Here is a 19409-nt window from a genome sequence, read left to right on the forward strand (position 1 = left end):
CGCCGGTGACCGGAGGCAAGGAGACACGAGTGCGCACCAGGACTTCACCCACGCCGGTGGCCCCGGCCGCGGGACCGGACCGGCGGAGATGGGTGCTGGTCATCACCTCGGTGGCGTCGCTGATGGTCGTCCTCGACGCGCTGGTCGTGGCGACCGCGCTGACGGCGATCCGGACCGACCTCGGCGCGTCGGTGACCGAGCTCGAATGGACGGTCAACGCCTACGGGCTGAGCTTCGCCGTCCTGCTCATGACCGCGGCGGCGGCCGGTGACCGCTGGGGACGGCGCCGGGTCTTCGCGGCGGGGGTGACGCTGTTCGCGGCGGCGTCGCTGATCTGCGCCGTCGCGCCCGGCGTGGCGGTGCTGATCGCCGGGCGGGTGCTGCAGGGCGCCGGGGCCGCGTTCGTCATGCCGCTCGCGCTCGCCCTGCTCGGGGCGGCTTTCCCGGCCGAGCTGCGGCCCAAGGCCCTCGGGGTGTTCGCGAGCGTCAGCGGGGTGGCGGTGCCCCTCGGGCCGCTGCTGGGCGGCGCGGTCGTGGAAGGCATCTCGTGGCCGTGGATCTTCTGGATCAACGTCCCGATCGGGGCGGCGTTGGCCTGCTTCGCCTTGACCAGGATCGAGGAGAGCCACGGTCCGGACCCGGCCCTCGACGTCCCGGGCCTGGTGCTGGCCGGGGCCGGCTCCTTCGGGGTGGTGTGGGGCCTGGTCCAGGGCAACTCGGCGGGCTGGACCAGCGTGGCCGTGCTGGGGCCGCTGGTGGCCGGCCTGGTGGTGCTCGGCGCGTTCGTGGCGTGGCAGCGGCGAGCGGCCCACCCGATGCTGCCGCTGCCCCTGTTCCGGTCGCGCCGGTTCGCCGCCGGCAACGCCGTGATCTTCTTCCACTGGGCTTCCGCGCTGGGCGCGGTGTTCTTCATGGCCCAGTTCCTGCAGGACGGGCTGGGGTACGGGCCGCTGGCCGCCGGACTCGGGCTGGTGCCGTGGGGGTTGACGACGACGGTCGTCCCGCAGCTGGCGGGCCGGCTGGTCGGCCGGTTCGGCGAGCGGCCGTTCATCGTGGCGGGGCTGGGGCTGCACGCCCTAGCCATGGTGTGGCTCGCCCTGGTCGCCGGGCCGTCGATCGGCTACCCGGTGATCGCCGTGCCGCTCGTGCTGTCCGGTACGGGGATCGCGATGTGCCTGCCCGCCGCGCAGAGCGCGGTGCTGACGTCGGTCGCGCCGCGATTGCTCGGCAAGGCCGCCGGCGCCTTCAGCGCGATGCGGCAGCTGGGCGGGGCGTTCGGGGTGGCGATCCTGGTGGCCGGGTTCTCGCTGGCCGGCAGCTACGCGTCGAGGGCGGCGTTTTCCGCCGGGTTCACCGCGGCCGCCCTGGTCAGTGCCGTGCTTGCCGCGGCGGGCGCGCTGGCCGGTTCCCTCATTCCCCGCCGTGAAACGAAGGAGTAGAGCCATGTCCGAGCCGAAGGCCGGTCTGCTGCGCGAACTGCACCACGGGAAGCTGCTGGTGCTGCCGAACGCGTGGGACGAACAGAGCGCGGAACTCGTCGTCCACAAAGGATTCCCGGTGGTGGCGACGTCCAGTGCGGCGGTGGCCGCTGCGCTGGGGCACGAAGACGGCGAACGGGCGCCGTGGCGGGAGATGTTCGCCGCCGTGGCGCGGATCGCCCGCGTGGTGCCGGTCCCGGTGACGGTGGACGCCGAGGCGGGCTACGGCCTGGAACCGGACCAGCTCGTGGCCGAGCTGCTCTCCGCCGGGGCGGTGGGCTGCAACCTCGAAGACACCGACCACCAGGCCGGGGGACTGGTCCCCGCGGCGGCTCAGGCCGACCGGCTGGCCGGCGTCCGCGCGGCCGCCGACGCGGCGGGGGTTCCGCTGGTGATCAACGCGCGGATCGACACTTTCCTGCCGGCCAGCGGGCTTTCCGGGTCCGAGCGGGCGGACGAGGCGATCCGGCGAGGCCGGCTCTACCGTGCGGCCGGGGCGGATTGCGTGTACCCGATCGGGGTTTCGAGCGCGGCCGACCTCGGGAAGGTGGTCGCCGGCGTCGGCGGGCCGGTCAACGGGAACACGGGCCCGGAGCTGGATCTGGGCACCCTGGCGTCCCTGGGGGTCGCCAGGGTGTCCTTCGGGCCGCGGTTCTACCGCGCGGGACTGGCGGCGATGCGCGGCTCGCTGGACGAACTGCGCATCGCGGCGGGAATGGAGGAGCCGGGTGCCGGCCGATGAGGCGATGCTCGCCGCCGCGCTCGAGTACGCCGTCGCGTCGGCGGCCGGGGTCGGTCTCGCCGATCTCGGCCGTCCCTCGGCCTGCGACGGCTGGACCGTCGCCGACGCGCTCGCCCACCTCACACGGTCGCTGCGCTGCGTGGCCACCTCGCTCGCGTCCGGCGCCGTGCCGCCGGAGGCGCCGGAACGGGCCGGACCGGTCACCGCCCGGTCCCTCCGGCGCGACCTCGGCCACGCCGCGGCCGCGCTCACGGCCGCGGCCGGGGATCTGCGCGGCCGGCCCGCGGTCGCCGTCGAGGGGCTGCCGCTGCCGTGTCACCAGCTGATCGTCGTGGGCGCCCTCGAAGCCGCCGTCCACGGCTGGGACGCCGACCCGGCCCGGGCGATCCCCGGCGAGCTCGCCACCCGGCTGCTCGCCGAGCTGCCGTCGGTGCTCGACCGCGGCACCCGCCGGGGCCTGTTCGCCGAGCCCGTCGCCGTGCCGCCGGGGCGTCCTCCCGGCGTACGCCTGCTCGCCGCCCTCGGGAGGGATGATCGACGATGTCCATGACGAACGAGGAGCGTGTGGTGTCTTCCGAGGAGCGGCTGCGAGACGAGTTCGGCTCGCTGCGCCCGGCGCTGGTCGCGCACTGCTACCGGATGACCGGGTCCTACCAGGACGCCGAAGACGTCGTCCAGGAGACCTACCTCAAGGCCGCGCGGGGCGTCGACGCCTTCGAAGGGCGGTCATCGCTCAAGACGTGGCTCTACCGGATCGCCACCAACACCTGCCTCACCGAGCTGGGCCACCGCAGCCGGCGGGTGCTGCCCGCCGGGCTCGGCGCGCCGTCCGGCGATCCGGGGGCGCGGGTCTTCGCCGACGACTCGGTCGCGTGGCTCGGGCCGCTGCCCGACGCCGTGCTCGGCGATCCGGGGGAGGTCGTGGTGCGGCGCGAGTCGGTCCGGCTGGCGCTGGTCGCGGCGCTGCAGCACCTCCCGGCGCGGCAGCGCGCCGCGTTCCTGCTGCGTGAAGTCCTCTCGTGGTCGGCCGCCGAGATCGCGGACGTCCTCGGCATCAGCGTCCCCGCGGTGAAGAGCCTCCTGCAGCGGGCCCGCGTCCGGCTCGACGAACTGGACCCGGACGATCGGGTGCCGCCGCCCGGCCCGGAGGAGGTGCGGGCGCTGCTCGACCGCTACATCGCCGCCTTCGAGGCCGAGGACACCGCGGCGCTGCGGGCCGTCATCCAGGACGACTTCAGCCTCGAAGCGGTGCCGCACCCGGTGTGGTTCAAGGGCGTCGGTGTGTGCCTGCCGTTCCTGGAGCGGGCCTTCTCCGCCCCGGGCGGCGCCGCCCGGCTGCTGCCCACCCGCGCCAACGGCCAGCCCGCCGCGGGCAGCTACCGCCTCGACGCCGCGGGCGTCCGGCGGGCCGACGGGCTGTGGGTGTTCACGGTGACCGGCGGCCGCTTCTCCCGGGCGGTCAAGTTCCACGACCCGCGGCTGGTGACGGCGGCCGGGTTGCCGCGCCGGCTTTAGTGGGCCAGCAGCTTCACGCCCACGACGGCGAGGGCGATCGCCACTTCCACGACGAACAGGAGCAGCTTGACCGGCCACCGGACGGCCGTGCGCCGCGTCGCGAGCAGGGCCAGCGCGGCGATGGTGAGCACCAGCGACAGGGCGGCGATCCACAGGGCGGTGTCCAGCGGCAGCCAGCCGAGCGCCGCGGCGCCGACGCTGAGGAGGGGCAGCAGCGCGGTTTCCAGGACGTGGCTCGCCGCCTTGAGGATGTGGCGCAGATCTTGGCCGCGGGGAAACCGGCCGTGGGCGATGCGGTGGGCGCTCACGTCTGCGAACCCGCCCGCCAGGCAGAGCGCGCCCATGGCGGACGCGATGTCCGCGACGGCCTCCGGCGCCGATGTCTCGTTCGCGTAGCTCACCAGGACCAGCACGGTCGACAGGCCGACCAGCGTCGCATACACGCGTTCCCGCAGGGCGGACACGACGGCTTGGCTCATGGGCGGAACCTTAGACGGCCTTGCGCGCCTTGACCCGGCGGATCACGAACAGTCCGATCGCGACGGTGCCGGCCGCCAGGACGGCGTACTGGAAGAACCCGCCGTACCGCTCGACCAGCGGCCAGTTCTCGCCGAGCAGGAAGCCCGCGCCGACGAACCCGGTGTTCCAGACCACCCCGCTCAGCTCCCGGGCGACGGCGGGTGTGGGGGTGGCGCCGGGGAGAGTTCGCGCGGTGGGCTCGCCCGGCTGTGCGGGTACGGCCGGGCGAGCCTCGGGGAGTGTGCGCGGATGGGCCCGGGGCGGCGTGCGCGGGTGGTGCTGGGGAGAGTTCGAGCGGGCGGGCTCGCCCGTCCGGTGCGGGCGCAGCCGGGCGCGCCGTGCGTGAGCTGGGCCCGGCCGTGTCGGAATCCCACGCGCCGCCGGGCCGCACCTCACCCGCCACAGGCCCTGGTCAACGCCGCCACCTGGGCCGCCTTCTCCTGCACCCACGCCGCCGGGGTCCGCGCCAGCTCGTCGACCGTCGTCTCGCGTAATGTCGTTGCCAGGCCGTTGATCGCTTCGGCCGCCGTCGTGTTCGCCGCTCGGGCGGCCAAGCCCGTCAGCTCTTCCGCCGCCGCGTGGGCTCGGTCGGCCGCCGCCTTCGGGTCCGTCAGGTCCGGGTTGGCCGTGGCGATCCGGACCGCGTCCGCGCAGACCGCCGCCGTCGAGGCCGCGTTGCCCACCTGGCCCGCCGTTTCGGCCACGCCGCAGCCCGTCAGGGTCAGCAGGAGGCCTCCGGCGAGGACCGTTGTCTTGAGGCGCATGGTCATTCCTTCCGGGAGACAGCCGAGGTTCGGAGCAAACTGGCGGTGACCGCCGTCGCGAGGATCGCGCCGACCACGCCCAGCGAGAGCACCGTCGGGATCTTCCAGACGTCCAGCAGCAGCATCTTCACGCCCACCCAGACCAGCACCAGCGCCAAGCCGAGCTTCAGGTACACGAACCGGTGCATCACGTCGGCGAGCAGGAAGTACATCGCCCGCAGCCCGAGGACCGCGAAGGCGTTCGACGTGAACACCAGGAACGGTTCCTGGGTGACGGCGAAGATCGCCGGGATCGAGTCGACCGCGAAGACGACGTCGGTGACCTCGATCAGCACCAGGACCGCCAGCAGCGGCGTGGCCACCCAGCGGCCGGCCTGCCGGACCAGGAACTTCCCGCCGTGGTCGCCGTCGGTGGAGGGGACGATCCGGCGGAACGCCCGCAGCACCACGTTCTGCTCGTAGTCGACCGTCTCGTCCCGGTGCAGCGCCATCCGCACGCCGGTGATGACCAGGAAAGCGCCGAACACGTAAAGGATCCAGGCGAAGCTCGCGATCAGCACCGAGCCCGCGGCGATGAACACCGCCCGGAACACCAGGGCACCCACCACGCCGTAGAACAGGATGCGGTGCTGGTATTCGCGGGGGACGGCGAAGTAGCCGAAGATGATCGCGAACACGAAGACGTTGTCGACCGCCAGGGACTTCTCGATGACGTAGCCGGCGAAGTACTGGCCCGCGAACTCCGCGCCCCAGACCCACCAGACCACGGCGCCGAAGGCGAGCCCGAGCACCACCCACGCGCCGGACCACGCCAGCGCCGACCGGACGCCGACGACGGGGGTTTTGCGGTGGGCGGCCAGGTCGATGGCGAGCATGGCCAGGATCACGCCGAGCACGGCGGCCCAGGCCCAGATCGGGACGGTCACGAGACACTCCTCCGGTTCGGTGACGAACCGGAGGTCTCCCCGGTCACCTGACGGTGACGCCGGCACCGGGCTGCTCCGGGGCAGCCGGATTGACGATGCCGGACCGGGCGGGTACTCCCCTCCGCTCCTCCAGAATGACGAACTGCACTTCGTCTGTCAAGTTCGGACGTCTACTGTGGCCGGTATGGCTTCGTGGACGTTCCTCAGCAACCACGCGCACGTCCTGCTCTGCGTGGCCGCGGATCCCGACCGGACGCTGCACGACATCGCCGTGCGGGTGGGGATCACCGAACGCGGGGTGCAGCTGATCCTCGCGGACCTGATCGCCGAGGGCTACCTCGAGCGCGAGCGCGTCGGACGGCGCAACCACTACAAGATCCACCCGGAAGGCCGGCTGCGCCACCCGCTGGAGGCGCACCACCGGGTGGCCGACCTGGTCGCGGCGCTCGGCGTCGAACCCGCGGCGCCGGCGTAACAGCCTCAGGACACCAGCCAGACCGCGGAATCGCCCGCCACGCGACCGGATCCGTCGCTGCCGAGTACGACCTCGCCCCAGCCCGCCGGGGCGGCGAACGGCGTGCTGCCGGTGTTGACCACGCACACCAGCTTTCCGCGCCGGAACGCCGAAACCGCGTCGTCGCCGGTGTCCAGCCACTCCACCGGGCCCGGTTCGCCCAGCCGGAATTCCCGCCGGGCCCGAACGGCGCGGCGGTACAGCTGCAGCATCGAGGTGTCGTCCTTCTCCTGCACGTCCACCGCGTACCGGCCGAACCACGGCGGCTGCGGCAACCACGGCACGCCCGTGCCGAACCCGAACGCCGGGGCGTCCGCGGCCCACGGCAGCGGGACCCGGCAGCCGTCGCGGCCCTTCTCCACGCCGCCGGTCCGGTGGAACACCGGGTCTTGGCGGGCTTCGCCGGGGAGGTCCTGGACCTCCGGCAAGCCGAGTTCTTCGCCCTGGTACAGGAACACCGAGCCGGGCAGGGCCAGCACCAACAGCAGCGCCGCCCGGGCCCGGCGCTCGCCGAGCTCGGTGTCGACTTCGCCGCGGGGCCGCATCAGGGCCGCGAAGGCGTCGTTGCTCGCCGGGGCGGGCTCGGGGCGGACGATGCCGTAGCGCGTGACCGCCCGGTGGACGTCGTGGTTGGCCAGCGTCCACGCCGCCGGGGCGCCGTGCGCCGCCGTGCGGGCCGTGGCGCGCTCGATGGCCCCGCGCAGGGCGCGCGCCTCCCACGGCTGGACGAGCAGGTCGAACGAGAACGCCTGGTGCAGCTCGTCCGGGCGCAGGTAGCGGTCCAGGTCGGCCGGGTCCGGCACCCAGACCTCCCCGACCAGCAGCAGGTCCCGGTCGGGCCCGTAGCCGGCCGCGAGCGCGTGCCACCGCCGGAAGATGTCGTGCACCTCCGGCCGGTTCCAGCTGTAGGCGTTGTAGCCACCGCCGGCCGGGTCCCAGTCGCGCAGGGCGGCGTCCTTGATCAGGCCGTGGCAGACGTCGATGCGGAAGCCGTCCACGCCGCGGTCGAACCAGAACCGCAGGACGTCGTCGAAGTAGGCCAGGACTTCCGGGTTGCGCCAGTCGAAGTCCGGCTGCTCGCGGGTGAACAGGTGCAGGTACCACTGCCCCGGCGTGCCGTCGGGTTCGGTGACCCGGGTCCACGCGGAACCGCCGAAGACCGACTGCCAGTTGTTGGGCGGCTCGTCACCCCGGCCGTCGCGGAAGACGAACCGCGCGCGCTCGGGGGAGCCGGGGCCGGCGGCCAGCGCCGCGGCGAACCAGGGGTGGCGCTCCGAGCAGTGGTTGGGCACGAGGTCCATCAGGATCCGCAGGCCGCGGCCGTGCGCCTCGGCGACCAGGCGGTCGAACGTCTCGAGGCTGCCGTACTCCGGGTTGACGCCGTGGTAGTCGGCGATGTCGTAGCCGTGGTCCGCCTGCGGCGAGGGGTAGCAGGGGTTCAGCCAGATGGCGTCCGCGCCGAGCCCGGCGATGTGGCCGAGCCGCCGGATCACCCCGCCGAGGTCACCGACGCCGTCGCCGTCGCTGTCGGCGAACGAGCGGACGTAGAGCTGGTAGACCACCGCGTCGTCCCAGAACGAGCGCGGGCGGGAGGAAGTCGAAGACACCTCCGGATCTTCGCACGCGCTATGCCCCGGCCCCGGCCCCGACCGGGGCGCGCGAGGTCTTCAGGACGGTGCCGCGGGCAAGGGGACTTCGGCGGTGACGCCATCAGGCCAGGTGAGGGTGACGTGGTGGCCGTCCGCGGCGACCGCCAGGGACGGGTCGGCGTCATCCGGGCCGCCGCGGTCCAGGACCACGACCGCGGCGAACACGGCGCCCGGCTCCGGCGGCCCTTCGGTCGCGACGAAGGGGATCGCGGTCCACTCGCCCAGGGGCGAGGTGCCGGCCTCGACCGCCACGGCCGCCGTGGTGAAGCCGCGCAGGTTTCGCAGCGTCGAGCGAAGCTCGGGGGTTTCGGCGGTGGCGGTGACCTCCGGGCCGCACCGGGCTCCCGGCTCGGCACCGGTCCGGGTCACCGGCCGCGTCGCGCCCGAGACCGGCCACCCGCTCAGCCGCAGCGCAGTGAATGACTCATTCCTGGCGTCAGACGCCAGGAATGAGTCATTCACTGCATTCGGGCGCGAACGGACCGCATCGTCGAGGCGCGCGAGCCTGACTTCGACGCCCTGCCGCACCACGGAAGCCACCGTCAGCACCGGGCCCGGCACCACCGGCCCGCTGCGGCCGGAGCCGTGGTCGGGGGAGTCGTCGCCGGTCGTGTCGACCCAGCGGACCCGCCCTTGGGACGCGGCCGCCAGCACCCCGCCCGGCAGTTCGATCGCGTAGCACGTCGAAAACCCCGCGCGGTGGCTTGCCCGGCCGTCCGCGTCGAGCACGTACACCGCGTTGTCGGGTGAAGAAGTGAGCGGGAACGTCGCCGTCGAATAGCCGAGCCGGGCGTAGAGCGGCGAGTCGGCGCGCGGGTCGCCCGGGCGCGCGTGGTCCGTGCCGTGGTTGACCACCAGCGCGATGCCGTCGCGACGCCGTCCCGAAACCAGCCAGCCGGGCGCGGCGACGACGCGGGCGACGTCCCCCGTCTCGATCGGCAGCGGCTCCTCGACGTCCGTCCACACGGGATGGTGCGGGGGCAGCGCCAGCCCCAGCAGGCCCTTGGCCGCCCAGTACGGCGACCCGGGCCCGGAGTACGCCTGGCGCATCGCGGGCCAGGCGTGGTGCCAGCCGAGGCCGAGCAGGCCGTCGGGCGCGCTCCGGTCGGCGAAGTGCCGCACCATCCCGCCGGCCACCCGCCGGGTCAGGCCCGGGGCCAGCCCGGACGTCCCGGTGAACGCGCCGACCCAGAACGGCGCCGCGGCCGCGAAGCGGTAGACCAGGCTGCGGCCTTGCAGCAGCGGCGAGCCGTCGCTGCCCACCAGCCGCACGGCGTCGTCGAGGTAGTCCCGCAGGTCCGCCGCCCACCGGTGCCGCAGCGGGCCGGGGCACAGGGTGCCGGTGACGTCGAACAGGTGCGTCCACAGCAACGGGTACAGGTGCAGGGCCCAGCCCGTGTAGTGGTCGTAGGCGCGCTCGTCGCCGTCGCTGAGCCAGCCGCCCGGCCGCCGCAGCGACGCGTGCACGGCGAGGTCCTCCTCGACGTCCGCCGCCGACCACGGCCCGCCCACCTCACGCAGGAACGACTCCACCACGATCCGGAACCACACCCAGTTGATCGGCGGGTAGGGCTGCCCGATCACGGTCGCGAGCCAGACGACGACCCGGTCGCGGACGGCGTCGTCGAGCCGGTCCCACAGCCACGGCCGGGTCAGCTGCAGCACCAGCGCGATCGACGCGGCCTCCACCTTGGCCTGGCCGAGCTCGTCGGGGCGCGGCCAGGCCTCGGGTGACGCAGGATCGGTGCCGGCGGCCAGGCCGCGCGCGTAGTGCTCGAGGTACCCGCCCGGATCCGCGCCGTTCTCCCCGGCGACGCGGAAGCCCGCGATGAGGAACGTCCGGGCGAACCCTTCGAGGCCGTCCGAGACACGGCCGTTGCGGCTGGCCGGGCCGGGCAGGTCGAGCCGCGCGCCCGCCGGCGAGCGGTACTCCCCGGCCGCCGCGAGCAGCCGGTCCGCGTACGCCGCCCAGTGCTCGCGGGCCCAGCCGGTGTACGGCGAGAGCCGCCGGTCTTCGACGGCGGTCATGCCTGCACGGCCAGGGAATGCCGGGTCACCGGGGCCCGGGGCGGCAGGCCCGCGGCGTAGCGCTCCAGCTCGCCGAGCGCCTCGGCGCTCATCCGGCGGGTCTCCGAACCCAGCGAGCCCGCGATGTGCGGCGTCAGCACCACGTTGGGCAGGTCGTAGAGCGGGGAGCCGGCCGGCAGCGGCTCGGGCTCGGTGACGTCGAGGACGGCGTGCAGGCCGTCGGTGGCGCAGGCGTGTTCGAGGGCCGCGGTGTCGACGAGCGCACCCCGGGCGGTGTTGATCAGCACCGCGCCGGGCGGCAGGGCGGCCAGCTCGGCCGCCCCGATCATGTGCCGGGTCTCCGGCAGCGACGGCGCGTGCAGGCTCAGCACGTCCGCCTGGGGCAGGGCTTCCGCCAGCGGTGCGGGCTCGGCCCCGGCCGCCCGGATCTCGCTCGCACCGGCGACCGGGTCGACGACGAGCACCCGAGCCAGGTCCAGCTGCCGCAGCAGCGCGGCGACCCGGCGCCCGACGCGGGAGAAGCCGACCAGCACCACCGTCCGGTCGCGGCCGGACAGTTCGCCCCGCTGCTCGCGGTAGCTCCAGTCCTCGCGGAACTTCCGGGCGTCGGCGGCCAGGAACGGCACCTTCTTGAACGCCCACAGGATCGCGCCCAACGTGTACTGGGCGACGGGCTCGGCGTTGGCGTCGGCGGCCGTGGTGACCAGCAGCCCGCGGTCGAAGACGGCCGCGCCGACGTGGTCGCGGACGCTGCCGGCGGCGTGCAGCACCGCCCGCAGGTGCGGCGCGGCCCGCAGGACCGCGCCGTCGAGCGGGGGACAGCCCCACGACGTGATCAGCACCTCCACCTCGGCCAGCCGCGCGCGCACCGGCGCCGAGGCGAGCTCGTCGGCGCACAGCGGCTCGCCCAGCCGGGCGGTGGCGCGCAGCCGGGCCAGTTCCGCGGCGCCGAACTGCAGGTCCATCGTGTCCCGCGCCATCACCAGCAGGGTCTCGGGGCGGCGGGTCACTTGACGCTGCCCGCCGCCAGCCCGGACCGCCATTGCCGGTGCAGCAGGACGAACGCGACGACCAGCGGCAGCACGGCCAGCAGGGAGCCGGTGATGACGAGCGGGTTGTACTGCGGGAACTGGGTGACGCGCGTGCTCCACTGGTACAGCCCGAGGCTCATCGGGAACAGCTTCGGGTCGGTGAGCATCACCAGCGGCAGGAAGAAGTTGTTCCAGATCCCCACGAACTGGAACAGGAAGATGGTGACCAGGCCGGGCCGCATCATCGGCAGCGCGATGGTGAAGAACGTCCGCAGCTCGCCCGCGCCGTCGGTCCGGGCGGCTTCGAGCACCTCGCCGGGCACCGCGGCTTCGGCGTAGACGCGGGCCAGGTAGACGCCGAAGGGGTTGGTGAGCAAGGGGATGAACACCGCCCAGAACGTGCCGACGACCTCAAGCTGCGAGGCCAGCAGGTACAGCGGCAGGGCCAGCGCGGTGGTCGGCACGAGGACCCCGGTCAACGTCACCGCGAAGAGCGCGCGGCGGCCGGGGAAGTCGAGCTTCGCGATCGCGTAGCCGCAGGCGGCGCAGATCAGCGAGCCGAGCACCGCGCCGAGGCCCGCGTAGAGCAGCGAGTTGCGGATCCAGGCGAGGAAGACGCCGTTCTCCTGGGTGAACAGCGCGCCGAGGTTGGCGCCGAGGCTGAACTGCCCGAACTCGAACGCCCCGGTCGTGGAGAAGTCGCCGACCGACTTGGTGGCCGAGGTAACCAGCCAGACCAGCGGCAGCACCGCGTACAGCGCGGCCAGCACCAGCAGGACGTGCACGACCGTGCGGGACGTCCACCCCGAACCTGCTGTCCGGGGGTTCCGGGTGGCGGAGCCCCCGGCCCGAGGCGATACCTCGGATTTCGCAGCGGCAGGGGACAGGGTCACCGGGACCTCCGGGCGGACAGGCGCATGACCAATGCGGAAAGCAGGGCGGACACCAGCGCGAGCAGGACGGACGCGGCGGCGGCGCGGCCGTAGTCGTTCGCGATGAAGGCGGCTTCGTACACGTAGAGACTCGGGGACCAGGTGCTCGTCACCGAACCGGTGAACCCGCGCAGCACCAGGGGTTCGGTGAACAGCTGCAGGGACCCGATGACCGTGAACACGAGGGCGACGAACATCGTCGGCCGGATCATCGGGACCTTGACCGACCAGGCCGTCCGGAAGCCCCCGGCGCCGTCGGCGCGCGCGGCTTCGAGGACGTCACGCGGGACGGCCTGCAGCGCGGTGTAGAAGATGATCATGTTGTAGCCGACCCACTGCCAGGTCGCGATGTTGACGATCGAGGGCAGGATGCCGGTCTTGCCCAGCGGGTCGAACGGCAGCAGCGCGGTCAGCCCGGAGTTCGGGCTGTAGAGGTACGCCCAGATGAGCCCGGTGATCACGGTCGGCACCGCGTAGGGCAGGAAGACCGCCAGAGACCAGACCCGCTTGAGCCGCACGACGGCGGAGTCGATGAGCAGGGCGAGCAGGAGGGCCAGGCCGAGCATGATCGGGATGTGGATCAGAACGAACAGCGCCACGTTGCCGAGGCTTGCGTGGAACGCGCTGTCGGTGAGCACGTCGACGTAGTTGCCGAGCGCCACGAACGCCTGTGTCGGACCGGAGAAACCCAAGCCGGACAAGCGATCGGTGAACAAGCTGAGGTAGAGCGCGTACCCGATCGGGACGAGCACGGTGGCCGTCAGCAGGATCGCGAACGGGGCCGCCAGCACGAGGCCGGCGCGCCCGCGGCCACGGCGGCCCTGCGCCGTGGCACCGGGACGGGCGGGCGCCGGCACGCTCGCGGCGCGTTCGGGGGTGAGGACGGTCATCAGGCTTTCCCTTCCAGCACGGTCAATCCCCGCTCGCGCAGCTCGGCGACGACGCCGGCCTGCGTCTGCCGGACGGCGGTGGTCAGGGTCGTGCCACCCGTCTTCACCCCGCCCATCCGGTCGACGACGGTGGAGAACGTCCGCAGGGCATTGGGCCCCCACGTCCAGTCCGGGACGCGCCGGGCGGCTTCGTCGAGCACGTCGTACACCGGGTCGCCGGCGAAGTAGCCGCCCTTGTAGGCCTTCCGGGCCACGTCCCGGCTCGGCAGGTAGCCGGGGAACGGCGTGGTGAACGTGGTGCCGATCTTCGCGACGGCCGGGTCGGTGCTCAGCCAGCGCAGGAACTTCACGGCCGCGTCCGCCACCTCGCTTTCGGCGGAGACGGCGAACGCGCTGCCGCCCTGCACGCCGTTGGCCGGGACGCCGTCCCAGGTCGGCATCGTGGTGACCGCCCACCGGCCGGTGTCCTTCGGGATGGACTTCACCAGCGTGCCGACGCTCCAGGACGCGCCGAGCAGGCCCCACAGCCGGCCGGTGTGCATCGCCCCGATCCAGTCCTGGTCGCCGGTCGGGGCGGTGGCCACCAGGCCGTCGCGGATCATGCCCTGCCAGTAATCGGCGGTGCGCAGGGTGCCCGGGCCGTCGATGTCCACCCGCCACGAGCCGCCGTCGACACGCCACCAGGGATCGCCCGCCTGCCAGCACATCCCGGCGAAGAAGGAGCCGTCGTTGAGCGGGAACGTCGTCACGCGCGCGGCCGGGTCGGCCTTCTTGACCGCCTGTGCGGCGGTGCGGAATTCCTCCCAGGTGCGCGGCACCGCGATCCCGTGCCGGTCGAACAGGTCCTTGCGGTAGTAGAGGACCATCGGGGCGAGGTCCATCGGCACTGCCCAGGTGCGGCCGCCGGGCCGCACGCCCTGCCAGGCCGCGGGGGAGTAGCCGCGCTCCAGGTCCGCGAGGTCGTCGGTGAGGTCCCGCAGCCCGCCCGTGGTGAGCAGCTGCGGGAGGCCCTGGTACTCCGCGTGCAGGATGTCCGGGGCGTTGTGGGCGCGCAACGCGTTGGTCTGCTGGGCGTAGCCGCCCTTCAGGCCGGCCGCGATCACGTTGAGCTCCACCGTGATGTCCGGGTGCGCCGCGTTGAACCCGGCGACGTACTTGTCCATGCCGGTGAGCCAGGACCAGATGCGCACCCGCGTGGCACCGGAGGCCGTGGTCGTCGACGACGCACAGCCGCCGATCAGCCCGCCGGCCGCGAGGGCGGCCGTGGCCGAGAGGAACCTCCGGCGGTTCAGGCCCGCCGATTCCCGAAGCGTCATTGCTCCTCCGTCGAAGTGATGGCTGTCACTGTCGGGCTGTGCCATAGTGCGAGTCAACAATTCAGGTCAAAACCGATCACAAACGATCAGAACCGAAGGGGACACTGTGGTCCTGCGCTCGGTCTTCGACGGCCGTCCGGTGGTGCGGCCCGCCTTCCCGGACGTCCGCGACCGGGCGGTCTGGGACGCGGCCGACGGGACCGAGCTGCTCGCGGAAGCCCGCGCTCTGCTCGCCCGCCCGGCGCCGGTCCTGACGGCCACGGCGTGGGCCCGGACGTTCCGCGACGGCGTCCGGACCGAGTACGAAGACGCCGCCCGCGAGCTGCGCGAACGCGTCACCACGCTGGTGCTGGCCGCGGTGCTGGCGCCTCCGGAGGAGGGGTCGTTCCTCGACGGCGCGATCGACGGGCTGGTCGCGCTGGCCGAGGCGACCACCTGGTGCTGGGCGCCCCACGACCGGCACGCGGCCGCCCGGGGCGAGGTGGTCGCCGATCCCGACGACCCCTTCCTCGACCTGGGCGCGGCCGAAGTCGCCTCCCTGTTCGCCTGGACCGATCACGTCCTCGGCCCGCGCTTCGACGTCCGCGCGCCCGGCCTGCGCAAGCGGTTGCGGCGGGAAGCCGAACTCCGCGTCCTGACGCCGTTCGAGCGGATCCGCGACTGGCACTGGCTCGGCCTCGACGGCGACGCGCACAACTGGAACCCGTGGATCCACAGTGCCGTTCTCACCGCCGCGCTCCTGCTCGTCGACGACGAAGAGCGGCGCCGGCGGCTGGTGCGGCTGGTGGTCGAAGGCCTCGACCACTACGTCGCCGTGCTGCCTGACGACGGCGGCATCGACGAGGGCGTCGCCTACTGGTGGCACGGCGCCTGCCGGCTGCTGGAGTGCCTCGACCTGCTGGCCGACGCGACCGGCGTCGACGCGCGGGAGCTTCCCGTGCTGGCGCCGCTGATCCGCTTTCCGCACCGCATGCACCTGGGCGGCGACGCCTACGTCAACGCCGGGGACGCGCCGGCCCGCCTGTCGCCGGCCCAGCCGTGGCACGTCCTGCACCGGTGGGGCGCGCGGCTCGGCGACGACGACGTCCGGGCGCACGCGGTGAGCCGGGCGCGCGCGAGCGGGCGGCTCGTCTGGCCGTCGGCCGGGCTGGGCCGCGCATTGGCCGGCCTGGCCGACCCGGACTGGCGGAAGGCGATGACCGACGAGCCCGCGCAGAGCTGGCTGGCCCGCGAAGAGTGGCTGCCGCGGGTGCAGGTGCTCGTGGCCCGGGAGGCGGCGGGCACCCCGCACGGGCTGACCGTGGCGGCCAAGGCCGGGCACAACGGCGAGCGGCACAACCACCTCGACGTCGGGTCGTACTGGGTGGCGGTCGACGGGGTGCCGGTGGTGGCCGACGCCGGTCAGCCGACCTACACCGCGGCCAGCTTCGGGCCGGACCGGTACCGGTCCTGGGCGTTGCGCAGCGAGTGGCACAACGTCCCCGAGCCGGGCGTCACGCAGGAACCGGGGGCGGACCGCGGGGCGCGAGACGTCCGGGTCGAGCTCACCGCGTCCGCGGCCACGCTGTCCGCGGACCTCGCCGGGGCCTACCCGGGTGTGCCGCGCTGGATCCGTTCGGTGCGGCTGGTCCGCGCACCCCACGCCCACGTCCTCGTGGCGGACGACGAGTCCGTCCGGCCGGTCCGGCTGCGGCACGTCCTCGCGGGTGACGTCGAGCTGGGGGAGGGCGAAGCGTTCGCGTCCCTGGGTGGGCGGCGGGTGCTGCGGCTGAGCTGGGATGCCCGGCACACCACCGCGGAACTCGAGCGGCGGCCGCTGGACGATCCCCTGCTGCGGGCCTCCTGGGGTGAGCACCTGAGCCGGCTCACCCTGCTGGTGCGCGAGGGCCCGGCGCGGGTCCGGCTGGAGCAGGTCCGGTGATGCTCGCCTCGGAACGGCACCAGCTGATCCTTTCGGTGGTGCGCGAGCACGGCGCGGTCCGGCTCGCCGACCTGGTCGAGCGGCTGGGCGTCACCGCGGTCACCGTGCGGCGGGACGTCACCGAGCTGGCCGACCGCGGGCTGCTGACGCGGGTGCACGGCGGGGTCACGCTGACCCGGCCCCGCGGCGGCCACCCCGAGCCGGGGCGCGCCGCTTCGGCGTTCGGCCCGGCCGCGCACGGCGCGCTGGTCGGCATGGTCGCGCCGTCGGTCGAGTACTACTGGCCGACGGTGGTCCAAGGCGCGCAGTCCACGGTGGCCGCCACCGGTGGCCGGCTCGTCCTGCGCGCGTCCAGCTACGACGCGGCCGAGGACCGCCGTCAGATCACCAAGCTCCTCGAACGCGGCGTGCAGACCCTGCTGGTCGCCCCGGCCACCAGCGGGCGCGGAGCCCTGGACCTGCTGCGCTGGCTGGGGTCGCTGAGCGTCCCGGTGGTGCTCGTCGAACGCCTGCCGCCGCCGGAGCTGCCGACGCTGGCGCTGGACGCGGCCACCACGGCGCACGCGCTCGGCGCGGGCCTGGCCGTCCGGCACCTGGTTTCCCTCGGCCACCGCGGGGTCGGGCTGGTCACGTCCCGGTCCAGCCCGACGAGCCGGGCGCTGCGCACCGGCTGGCGCGAGACGATCGGGTCCCTGGGCCTGGACACCGGCGCGGCGCTCGACCTCGACGTTCCCGTCTACGGCTCCCCGGGGTGGGCGCAGGAGTACGACGCCCTGCTGGACCACTGCCTTCGGGCCGGCGTCCGGGCGCTGCTCGTGCACGCCGACCGGGAGGCCATCGGCCTGATCGAACGGGCACGTGACGGCGGCATCGCGGTCCCCGGCGAGCTGGCGGTGGTTTCCTACGACGACGAGGTCGCGGCGGCGTCCGACCCGCCGCTGACCGCGGTGTGCCCGCAGAAGCACCGGCTCGGCGCGGTGGCCGCCGAGCTCGCACTGGCCCGGCTCGCCGACACGACCGAGCGGCCCGTGCACCGGCTGCAGCTCTGGCCGACGCTCGTGGTGCGCGAATCGTGCGGAAGCGCGCCGGAATCCGCACTCGAGTGAAATGCCGGATCGAATGGCGGGGTGTGCGGTTTGCCCTGCCGGGATGTGCTTCAGGCGCTCGCAACCTCAGGAGGCCGCGAGGCGGCGGAGGGCCGCGTGCGTCGTCACCGCCGTGCCGAGGGCGACGACGAGCACCGTGCCCGTCACCAGGACACGGGCCCGGGACCGGACCTTCCGAGCCGGGATCAGCGGGCGGGACACGGCGAGGTCGGTGAGCGTGCGCTCGGCGTCCGCCATCGACGGCCGGGCCGCCGGTTCCGGGCGGACGAGTTCCAGCAGCGCGTCGAGGACCGCGCCGCGGGTCCGCGGCGGGACGGCGGTGCCCGGCACCCGCCCTTCGAGGGCGAAATACAGGGTGGCGCCCAGGGAATAGACGTCCGCGGGAGCACCCGCGCCCGAGCCGTCGGCCACTTCCGGGGCGGGGAAACCGCCGGTACCCAGCCCGAAGCCGGCGATCTTGGCCGTCCCGTCCGCGGTGAGGAGCACCTTGTCCGGACCGAACCCGCGGTGGAGGACGCCCTCGGCGTGCGCGGCCGCCAGCGCCGAAGCCAGTTGCGCGCCGAGTGCCGCGACGCGGTCCGGCGGGAAGCTCCCGCGCCGCTCGACGAGCTCGGCCAGGGTGCCGGCCGCCAGGTCCTCCGTCACCACGTACGGCGTCAGGTCGTGCTCGAACACGTCGTGCACCACGACCACGTGCGGGTGGTGCAGCCGGACGGCCGCGCGCGCGTCGCGGATCGCCTTGGCCCGGACGCGGTCGGAATGGGCCGCGTCGAACGGGCACCCCGGCGGCAGCCGTTCGACGACCACGAACCGGTCCAGCAATTCGTCCTTGGCTCGCCACGCCGTGGCGCCGGGATGGTGGCCGGCCGGTTCGAGCAGCCGGTACCGCCCGGCCAATGCACCCTTTTTCGCTGCCACCTGTATCCCCTGTCGCCGTCGACGGCCCCTCTGAAAGGAAATACGGCCGCAACGGGAAACAGGTTCGGTAATTCTCACGCCTCGGACAATGCCGCAGGGGCCGCCGCGGTGCTTTCCCCGGTGACGAACGCGGGGGCCACGGTGTCGGGTCCGGCCGGTTCGCCGTCGAGCTGGCCCACCGCCCGGCGGACGGCCAGCACGCCCAGTTCGGCGGCCGGCATCACCACCGCGGTGGGCCGGATCCGCTGCTGCCCGGCCACCGTGTCCGAGCAGACCGCGACGACGGAAACGTCACCCGGGACCTGCCGGCCGCGGTGCCGCAGGGTGCCCATGACCAGGGGGAGGGCCGCTTCGTCGTGCACGACGAGCCCGGTCGGGCCGCCGTCGGCGAGCAGCTCGTCCAGGCAGCGGGCGACGTCTTCGGCGGCCGGCGCGCAGGGCCGGGAAACCGCTTTCACGCCGCGTTCGCCGGCGGCGGTGAGGAAGCTCTCCCCGAAGCCCTGCAGGTACCGGAGCCGGTGGCCGGGCAGCGTGGCCGACGGCCCGAGGTGGGCGACCGAGCGGTGGCCGAGGTCGGCGAGGTGGGTGAGGCAGGCCCGGCCGGCCGGCGCGAAGTCGAGCGTCACCGACGCCAGGCCGCGGTACTGCCCCGGCGCGCCGACCAGCACCGCGGGGCGGCCGGAGGCCAGCAGGACGGGCACGCGCGGGTCTTCGTCGCCGGCGTCCAGCACGATCACCGCGTCGGCCAGCGCGGCCGACGTCACCCGGTGCAGGCCCGAAGTGCCGTCGTCGTCGGTGACCAGGAGCAGGTCGAAGCCCAGTTCGCGGGCCGCGCCCGCCGCCGCGGAGAAGAACTCCATCTCCGTGCCCAGCTGCCGGTCGCCGAGCGGCGGCACCGCCACGGCGAGGACGCCGGCGCGGGGGGACGGCGAGCCGCCGCGGCGCCGGTAGCCGAGGGCGCGGATGGTTTCCTCGACCCGGCGCCGGGTGGCCGGGGAGATCGTCCGCTTCCCGGTGATCACGTAGGACACCGTGCTCGCCGAGACGCCGGCCGCGTTCGCCACATCGGTGATCGTGACCGCGCCGCGGCCGCCGCCCGACGGCTCGTCCGCCACGTCGCGGAAATTCGTCATCTTGGTGAGGACTTTCTCGAGACCCAT

At 74.0% G+C, this 19409-nt stretch carries 19 protein-coding genes; 7 read left to right on the plus strand and 12 right to left on the minus strand.

Translation table 11 applies throughout. The features are described 5' to 3' along the window. Positions 1 to 29 precede the first annotated feature (29 nt). From ISP_RS17210 to ISP_RS17225, 4 genes are read left to right on the plus strand one after another with little or no spacing between them, the layout of a single operon-like run. A complete protein-coding gene (locus ISP_RS17210; protein ID WP_230468801.1) occupies positions 30 to 1439 on the plus strand; it encodes a DHA2 family efflux MFS transporter permease subunit in 1410 nt (469 codons plus the stop codon). 4 nt (positions 1440 to 1443) lie between these two features. Then, on the plus strand, positions 1444 to 2220 hold the full coding sequence (locus tag ISP_RS17215) for an isocitrate lyase/PEP mutase family protein (RefSeq protein WP_013225044.1): 777 nt from the start codon (positions 1444 to 1446) through the stop codon (positions 2218 to 2220). Further along, the gene (locus tag ISP_RS17220; RefSeq protein WP_013225045.1) at positions 2207 to 2770 is read left to right on the plus strand and encodes a maleylpyruvate isomerase family mycothiol-dependent enzyme; all 564 of its coding nucleotides are present in this window, start codon (positions 2207 to 2209) and stop codon (positions 2768 to 2770) included. Before ISP_RS17215 ends, ISP_RS17220 begins: the two co-directional genes overlap by 14 nt. After that, complete coding sequence (locus ISP_RS17225; RefSeq protein WP_014466925.1) at positions 2767 to 3735, plus strand: RNA polymerase subunit sigma-70; 969 nt, start codon at positions 2767 to 2769, stop codon at positions 3733 to 3735. The genes ISP_RS17220 and ISP_RS17225 overlap by 4 nt, the downstream gene beginning before the upstream one ends. Here ISP_RS17225 and ISP_RS17230 read toward each other — a convergent pair. From ISP_RS17230 to ISP_RS17245, 4 genes are all read right to left on the minus strand, one after another. Then, on the minus strand, positions 3732 to 4214 hold the full coding sequence (locus tag ISP_RS17230) for a hypothetical protein (RefSeq protein WP_013225047.1): 483 nt from the start codon (positions 4212 to 4214) through the stop codon (positions 3732 to 3734). The genes ISP_RS17225 and ISP_RS17230 overlap by 4 nt on opposite strands. Positions 4215 to 4224: 10 nt before the next feature. Beyond that, positions 4225 to 4389, minus strand: a complete 165-nt coding sequence (locus tag ISP_RS17235; protein ID WP_013225048.1) for a hypothetical protein — start codon at positions 4387 to 4389, stop codon at positions 4225 to 4227. A 257-nt stretch (positions 4390 to 4646) separates the two neighbouring features. Beyond that, positions 4647 to 5018, minus strand: a complete 372-nt coding sequence (locus ISP_RS17240; protein WP_230468803.1) for a bacteriophage spanin2 family protein — start codon at positions 5016 to 5018, stop codon at positions 4647 to 4649. A 2-nt stretch (positions 5019 to 5020) separates the two neighbouring features. Beyond that, positions 5021 to 5944 (minus strand): TerC family protein, encoded by a 924-nt coding sequence (locus tag ISP_RS17245; RefSeq protein WP_013225050.1) that lies wholly within the window; start codon positions 5942 to 5944, stop codon positions 5021 to 5023. Between the two features lie 184 nt (positions 5945 to 6128). Here ISP_RS17245 and ISP_RS17250 point away from each other — a divergent pair, with 184 nt between their 5' ends. Next, positions 6129 to 6419, plus strand: coding sequence for a helix-turn-helix transcriptional regulator (locus ISP_RS17250; RefSeq protein ID WP_013225051.1), 291 nt, complete (start codon positions 6129 to 6131; stop codon positions 6417 to 6419). 5 nt (positions 6420 to 6424) lie between these two features. On the opposite strand, the gene ISP_RS17255 is transcribed toward ISP_RS17250, so the two are convergent. The 6 genes from ISP_RS17255 to ISP_RS17280 form a co-directional block, all read right to left on the minus strand. After that, the gene (locus ISP_RS17255; RefSeq protein WP_013225052.1) at positions 6425 to 8065 is read right to left on the minus strand and encodes a glycoside hydrolase family 13 protein; all 1641 of its coding nucleotides are present in this window, start codon (positions 8063 to 8065) and stop codon (positions 6425 to 6427) included. A 60-nt stretch (positions 8066 to 8125) separates the two neighbouring features. After that, entirely contained in the window at positions 8126 to 10135 is a 2010-nt protein-coding gene (locus tag ISP_RS17260; RefSeq protein ID WP_013225053.1) for a DUF2264 domain-containing protein, read from the minus strand. After that, a complete protein-coding gene (locus ISP_RS17265; RefSeq protein ID WP_013225054.1) occupies positions 10132 to 11145 on the minus strand; it encodes a hydroxyacid dehydrogenase in 1014 nt (337 codons plus the stop codon). Before ISP_RS17265 ends, ISP_RS17260 begins: the two co-directional genes overlap by 4 nt. Further along, positions 11142 to 11951, minus strand: a complete 810-nt coding sequence (locus ISP_RS17270; RefSeq protein WP_013225055.1) for a carbohydrate ABC transporter permease — start codon at positions 11949 to 11951, stop codon at positions 11142 to 11144. The genes ISP_RS17265 and ISP_RS17270 overlap by 4 nt, the downstream gene beginning before the upstream one ends. A gap of 104 nt (positions 11952 to 12055) precedes the next feature. After that, entirely contained in the window at positions 12056 to 12988 is a 933-nt protein-coding gene (locus ISP_RS17275; RefSeq protein ID WP_013225056.1) for a carbohydrate ABC transporter permease, read from the minus strand. Next, on the minus strand, positions 12988 to 14304 hold the full coding sequence (locus tag ISP_RS17280; RefSeq protein ID WP_013225057.1) for an ABC transporter substrate-binding protein: 1317 nt from the start codon (positions 14302 to 14304) through the stop codon (positions 12988 to 12990). The genes ISP_RS17275 and ISP_RS17280 overlap by 1 nt, the downstream gene beginning before the upstream one ends. A gap of 106 nt (positions 14305 to 14410) precedes the next feature. On the opposite strand from ISP_RS17280, the gene ISP_RS17285 reads away from it, so the two are divergent. Next, complete coding sequence (locus ISP_RS17285) at positions 14411 to 16225, plus strand: heparinase II/III family protein (RefSeq protein ID WP_013225058.1); 1815 nt, start codon at positions 14411 to 14413, stop codon at positions 16223 to 16225. Next, positions 16225 to 17331 (plus strand): substrate-binding domain-containing protein, encoded by a 1107-nt coding sequence (locus tag ISP_RS17290; RefSeq protein ID WP_230468804.1) that lies wholly within the window; start codon positions 16225 to 16227, stop codon positions 17329 to 17331. Before ISP_RS17285 ends, ISP_RS17290 begins: the two co-directional genes overlap by 1 nt. Positions 17332 to 17397: 66 nt before the next feature. Here ISP_RS17290 and ISP_RS17295 read toward each other — a convergent pair whose 3' ends face one another. After that, positions 17398 to 18249: a protein kinase domain-containing protein gene (locus ISP_RS17295; protein ID WP_230468805.1), complete on the minus strand. Its 852-nt coding sequence runs from the start codon at positions 18247 to 18249 to the stop codon at positions 17398 to 17400. 74 nt (positions 18250 to 18323) lie between these two features. Continuing rightward, the gene (locus ISP_RS17300) at positions 18324 to 19409 is read right to left on the minus strand and encodes a LacI family DNA-binding transcriptional regulator (RefSeq protein ID WP_013225061.1); all 1086 of its coding nucleotides are present in this window, start codon (positions 19407 to 19409) and stop codon (positions 18324 to 18326) included.

Source organism: Amycolatopsis mediterranei, assembly GCF_026017845.1.
In the GTDB taxonomy this organism is placed as follows: domain Bacteria; phylum Actinomycetota; class Actinomycetes; order Mycobacteriales; family Pseudonocardiaceae; genus Amycolatopsis; species Amycolatopsis mediterranei.

Excerpts from the sequence above, each read along its gene's own strand:
- ISP_RS17215 (WP_013225044.1), top strand. The coding sequence starts at position 1,444 with ATGTCCGAGCCGAAGGCCGGTCTGCTGCGCGAACTGCACCACGGGAAG.
- ISP_RS17225 (WP_014466925.1), top strand. The coding sequence starts at position 2,767 with ATGACGAACGAGGAGCGTGTGGTGTCTTCCGAGGAGCGGCTGCGAGAC.
- ISP_RS17230 (WP_013225047.1), bottom strand. The coding sequence starts at position 4,214 with ATGAGCCAAGCCGTCGTGTCCGCCCTGCGGGAACGCGTGTATGCGACG.
- ISP_RS17240 (WP_230468803.1), bottom strand. The coding sequence starts at position 5,018 with ATGCGCCTCAAGACAACGGTCCTCGCCGGAGGCCTCCTGCTGACCCTG.
- ISP_RS17250 (WP_013225051.1), top strand. The coding sequence starts at position 6,129 with ATGGCTTCGTGGACGTTCCTCAGCAACCACGCGCACGTCCTGCTCTGC.
- ISP_RS17260 (WP_013225053.1), bottom strand. The coding sequence starts at position 10,135 with ATGACCGCCGTCGAAGACCGGCGGCTCTCGCCGTACACCGGCTGGGCC.
- ISP_RS17275 (WP_013225056.1), bottom strand. The coding sequence starts at position 12,988 with ATGACCGTCCTCACCCCCGAACGCGCCGCGAGCGTGCCGGCGCCCGCC.
- ISP_RS17280 (WP_013225057.1), bottom strand. The coding sequence starts at position 14,304 with ATGACGCTTCGGGAATCGGCGGGCCTGAACCGCCGGAGGTTCCTCTCG.
- ISP_RS17290 (WP_230468804.1), top strand. The coding sequence starts at position 16,225 with ATGCTCGCCTCGGAACGGCACCAGCTGATCCTTTCGGTGGTGCGCGAG.
- ISP_RS17300 (WP_013225061.1), bottom strand. The coding sequence starts at position 19,409 with ATGGGTCTCGAGAAAGTCCTCACCAAGATGACGAATTTCCGCGACGTG.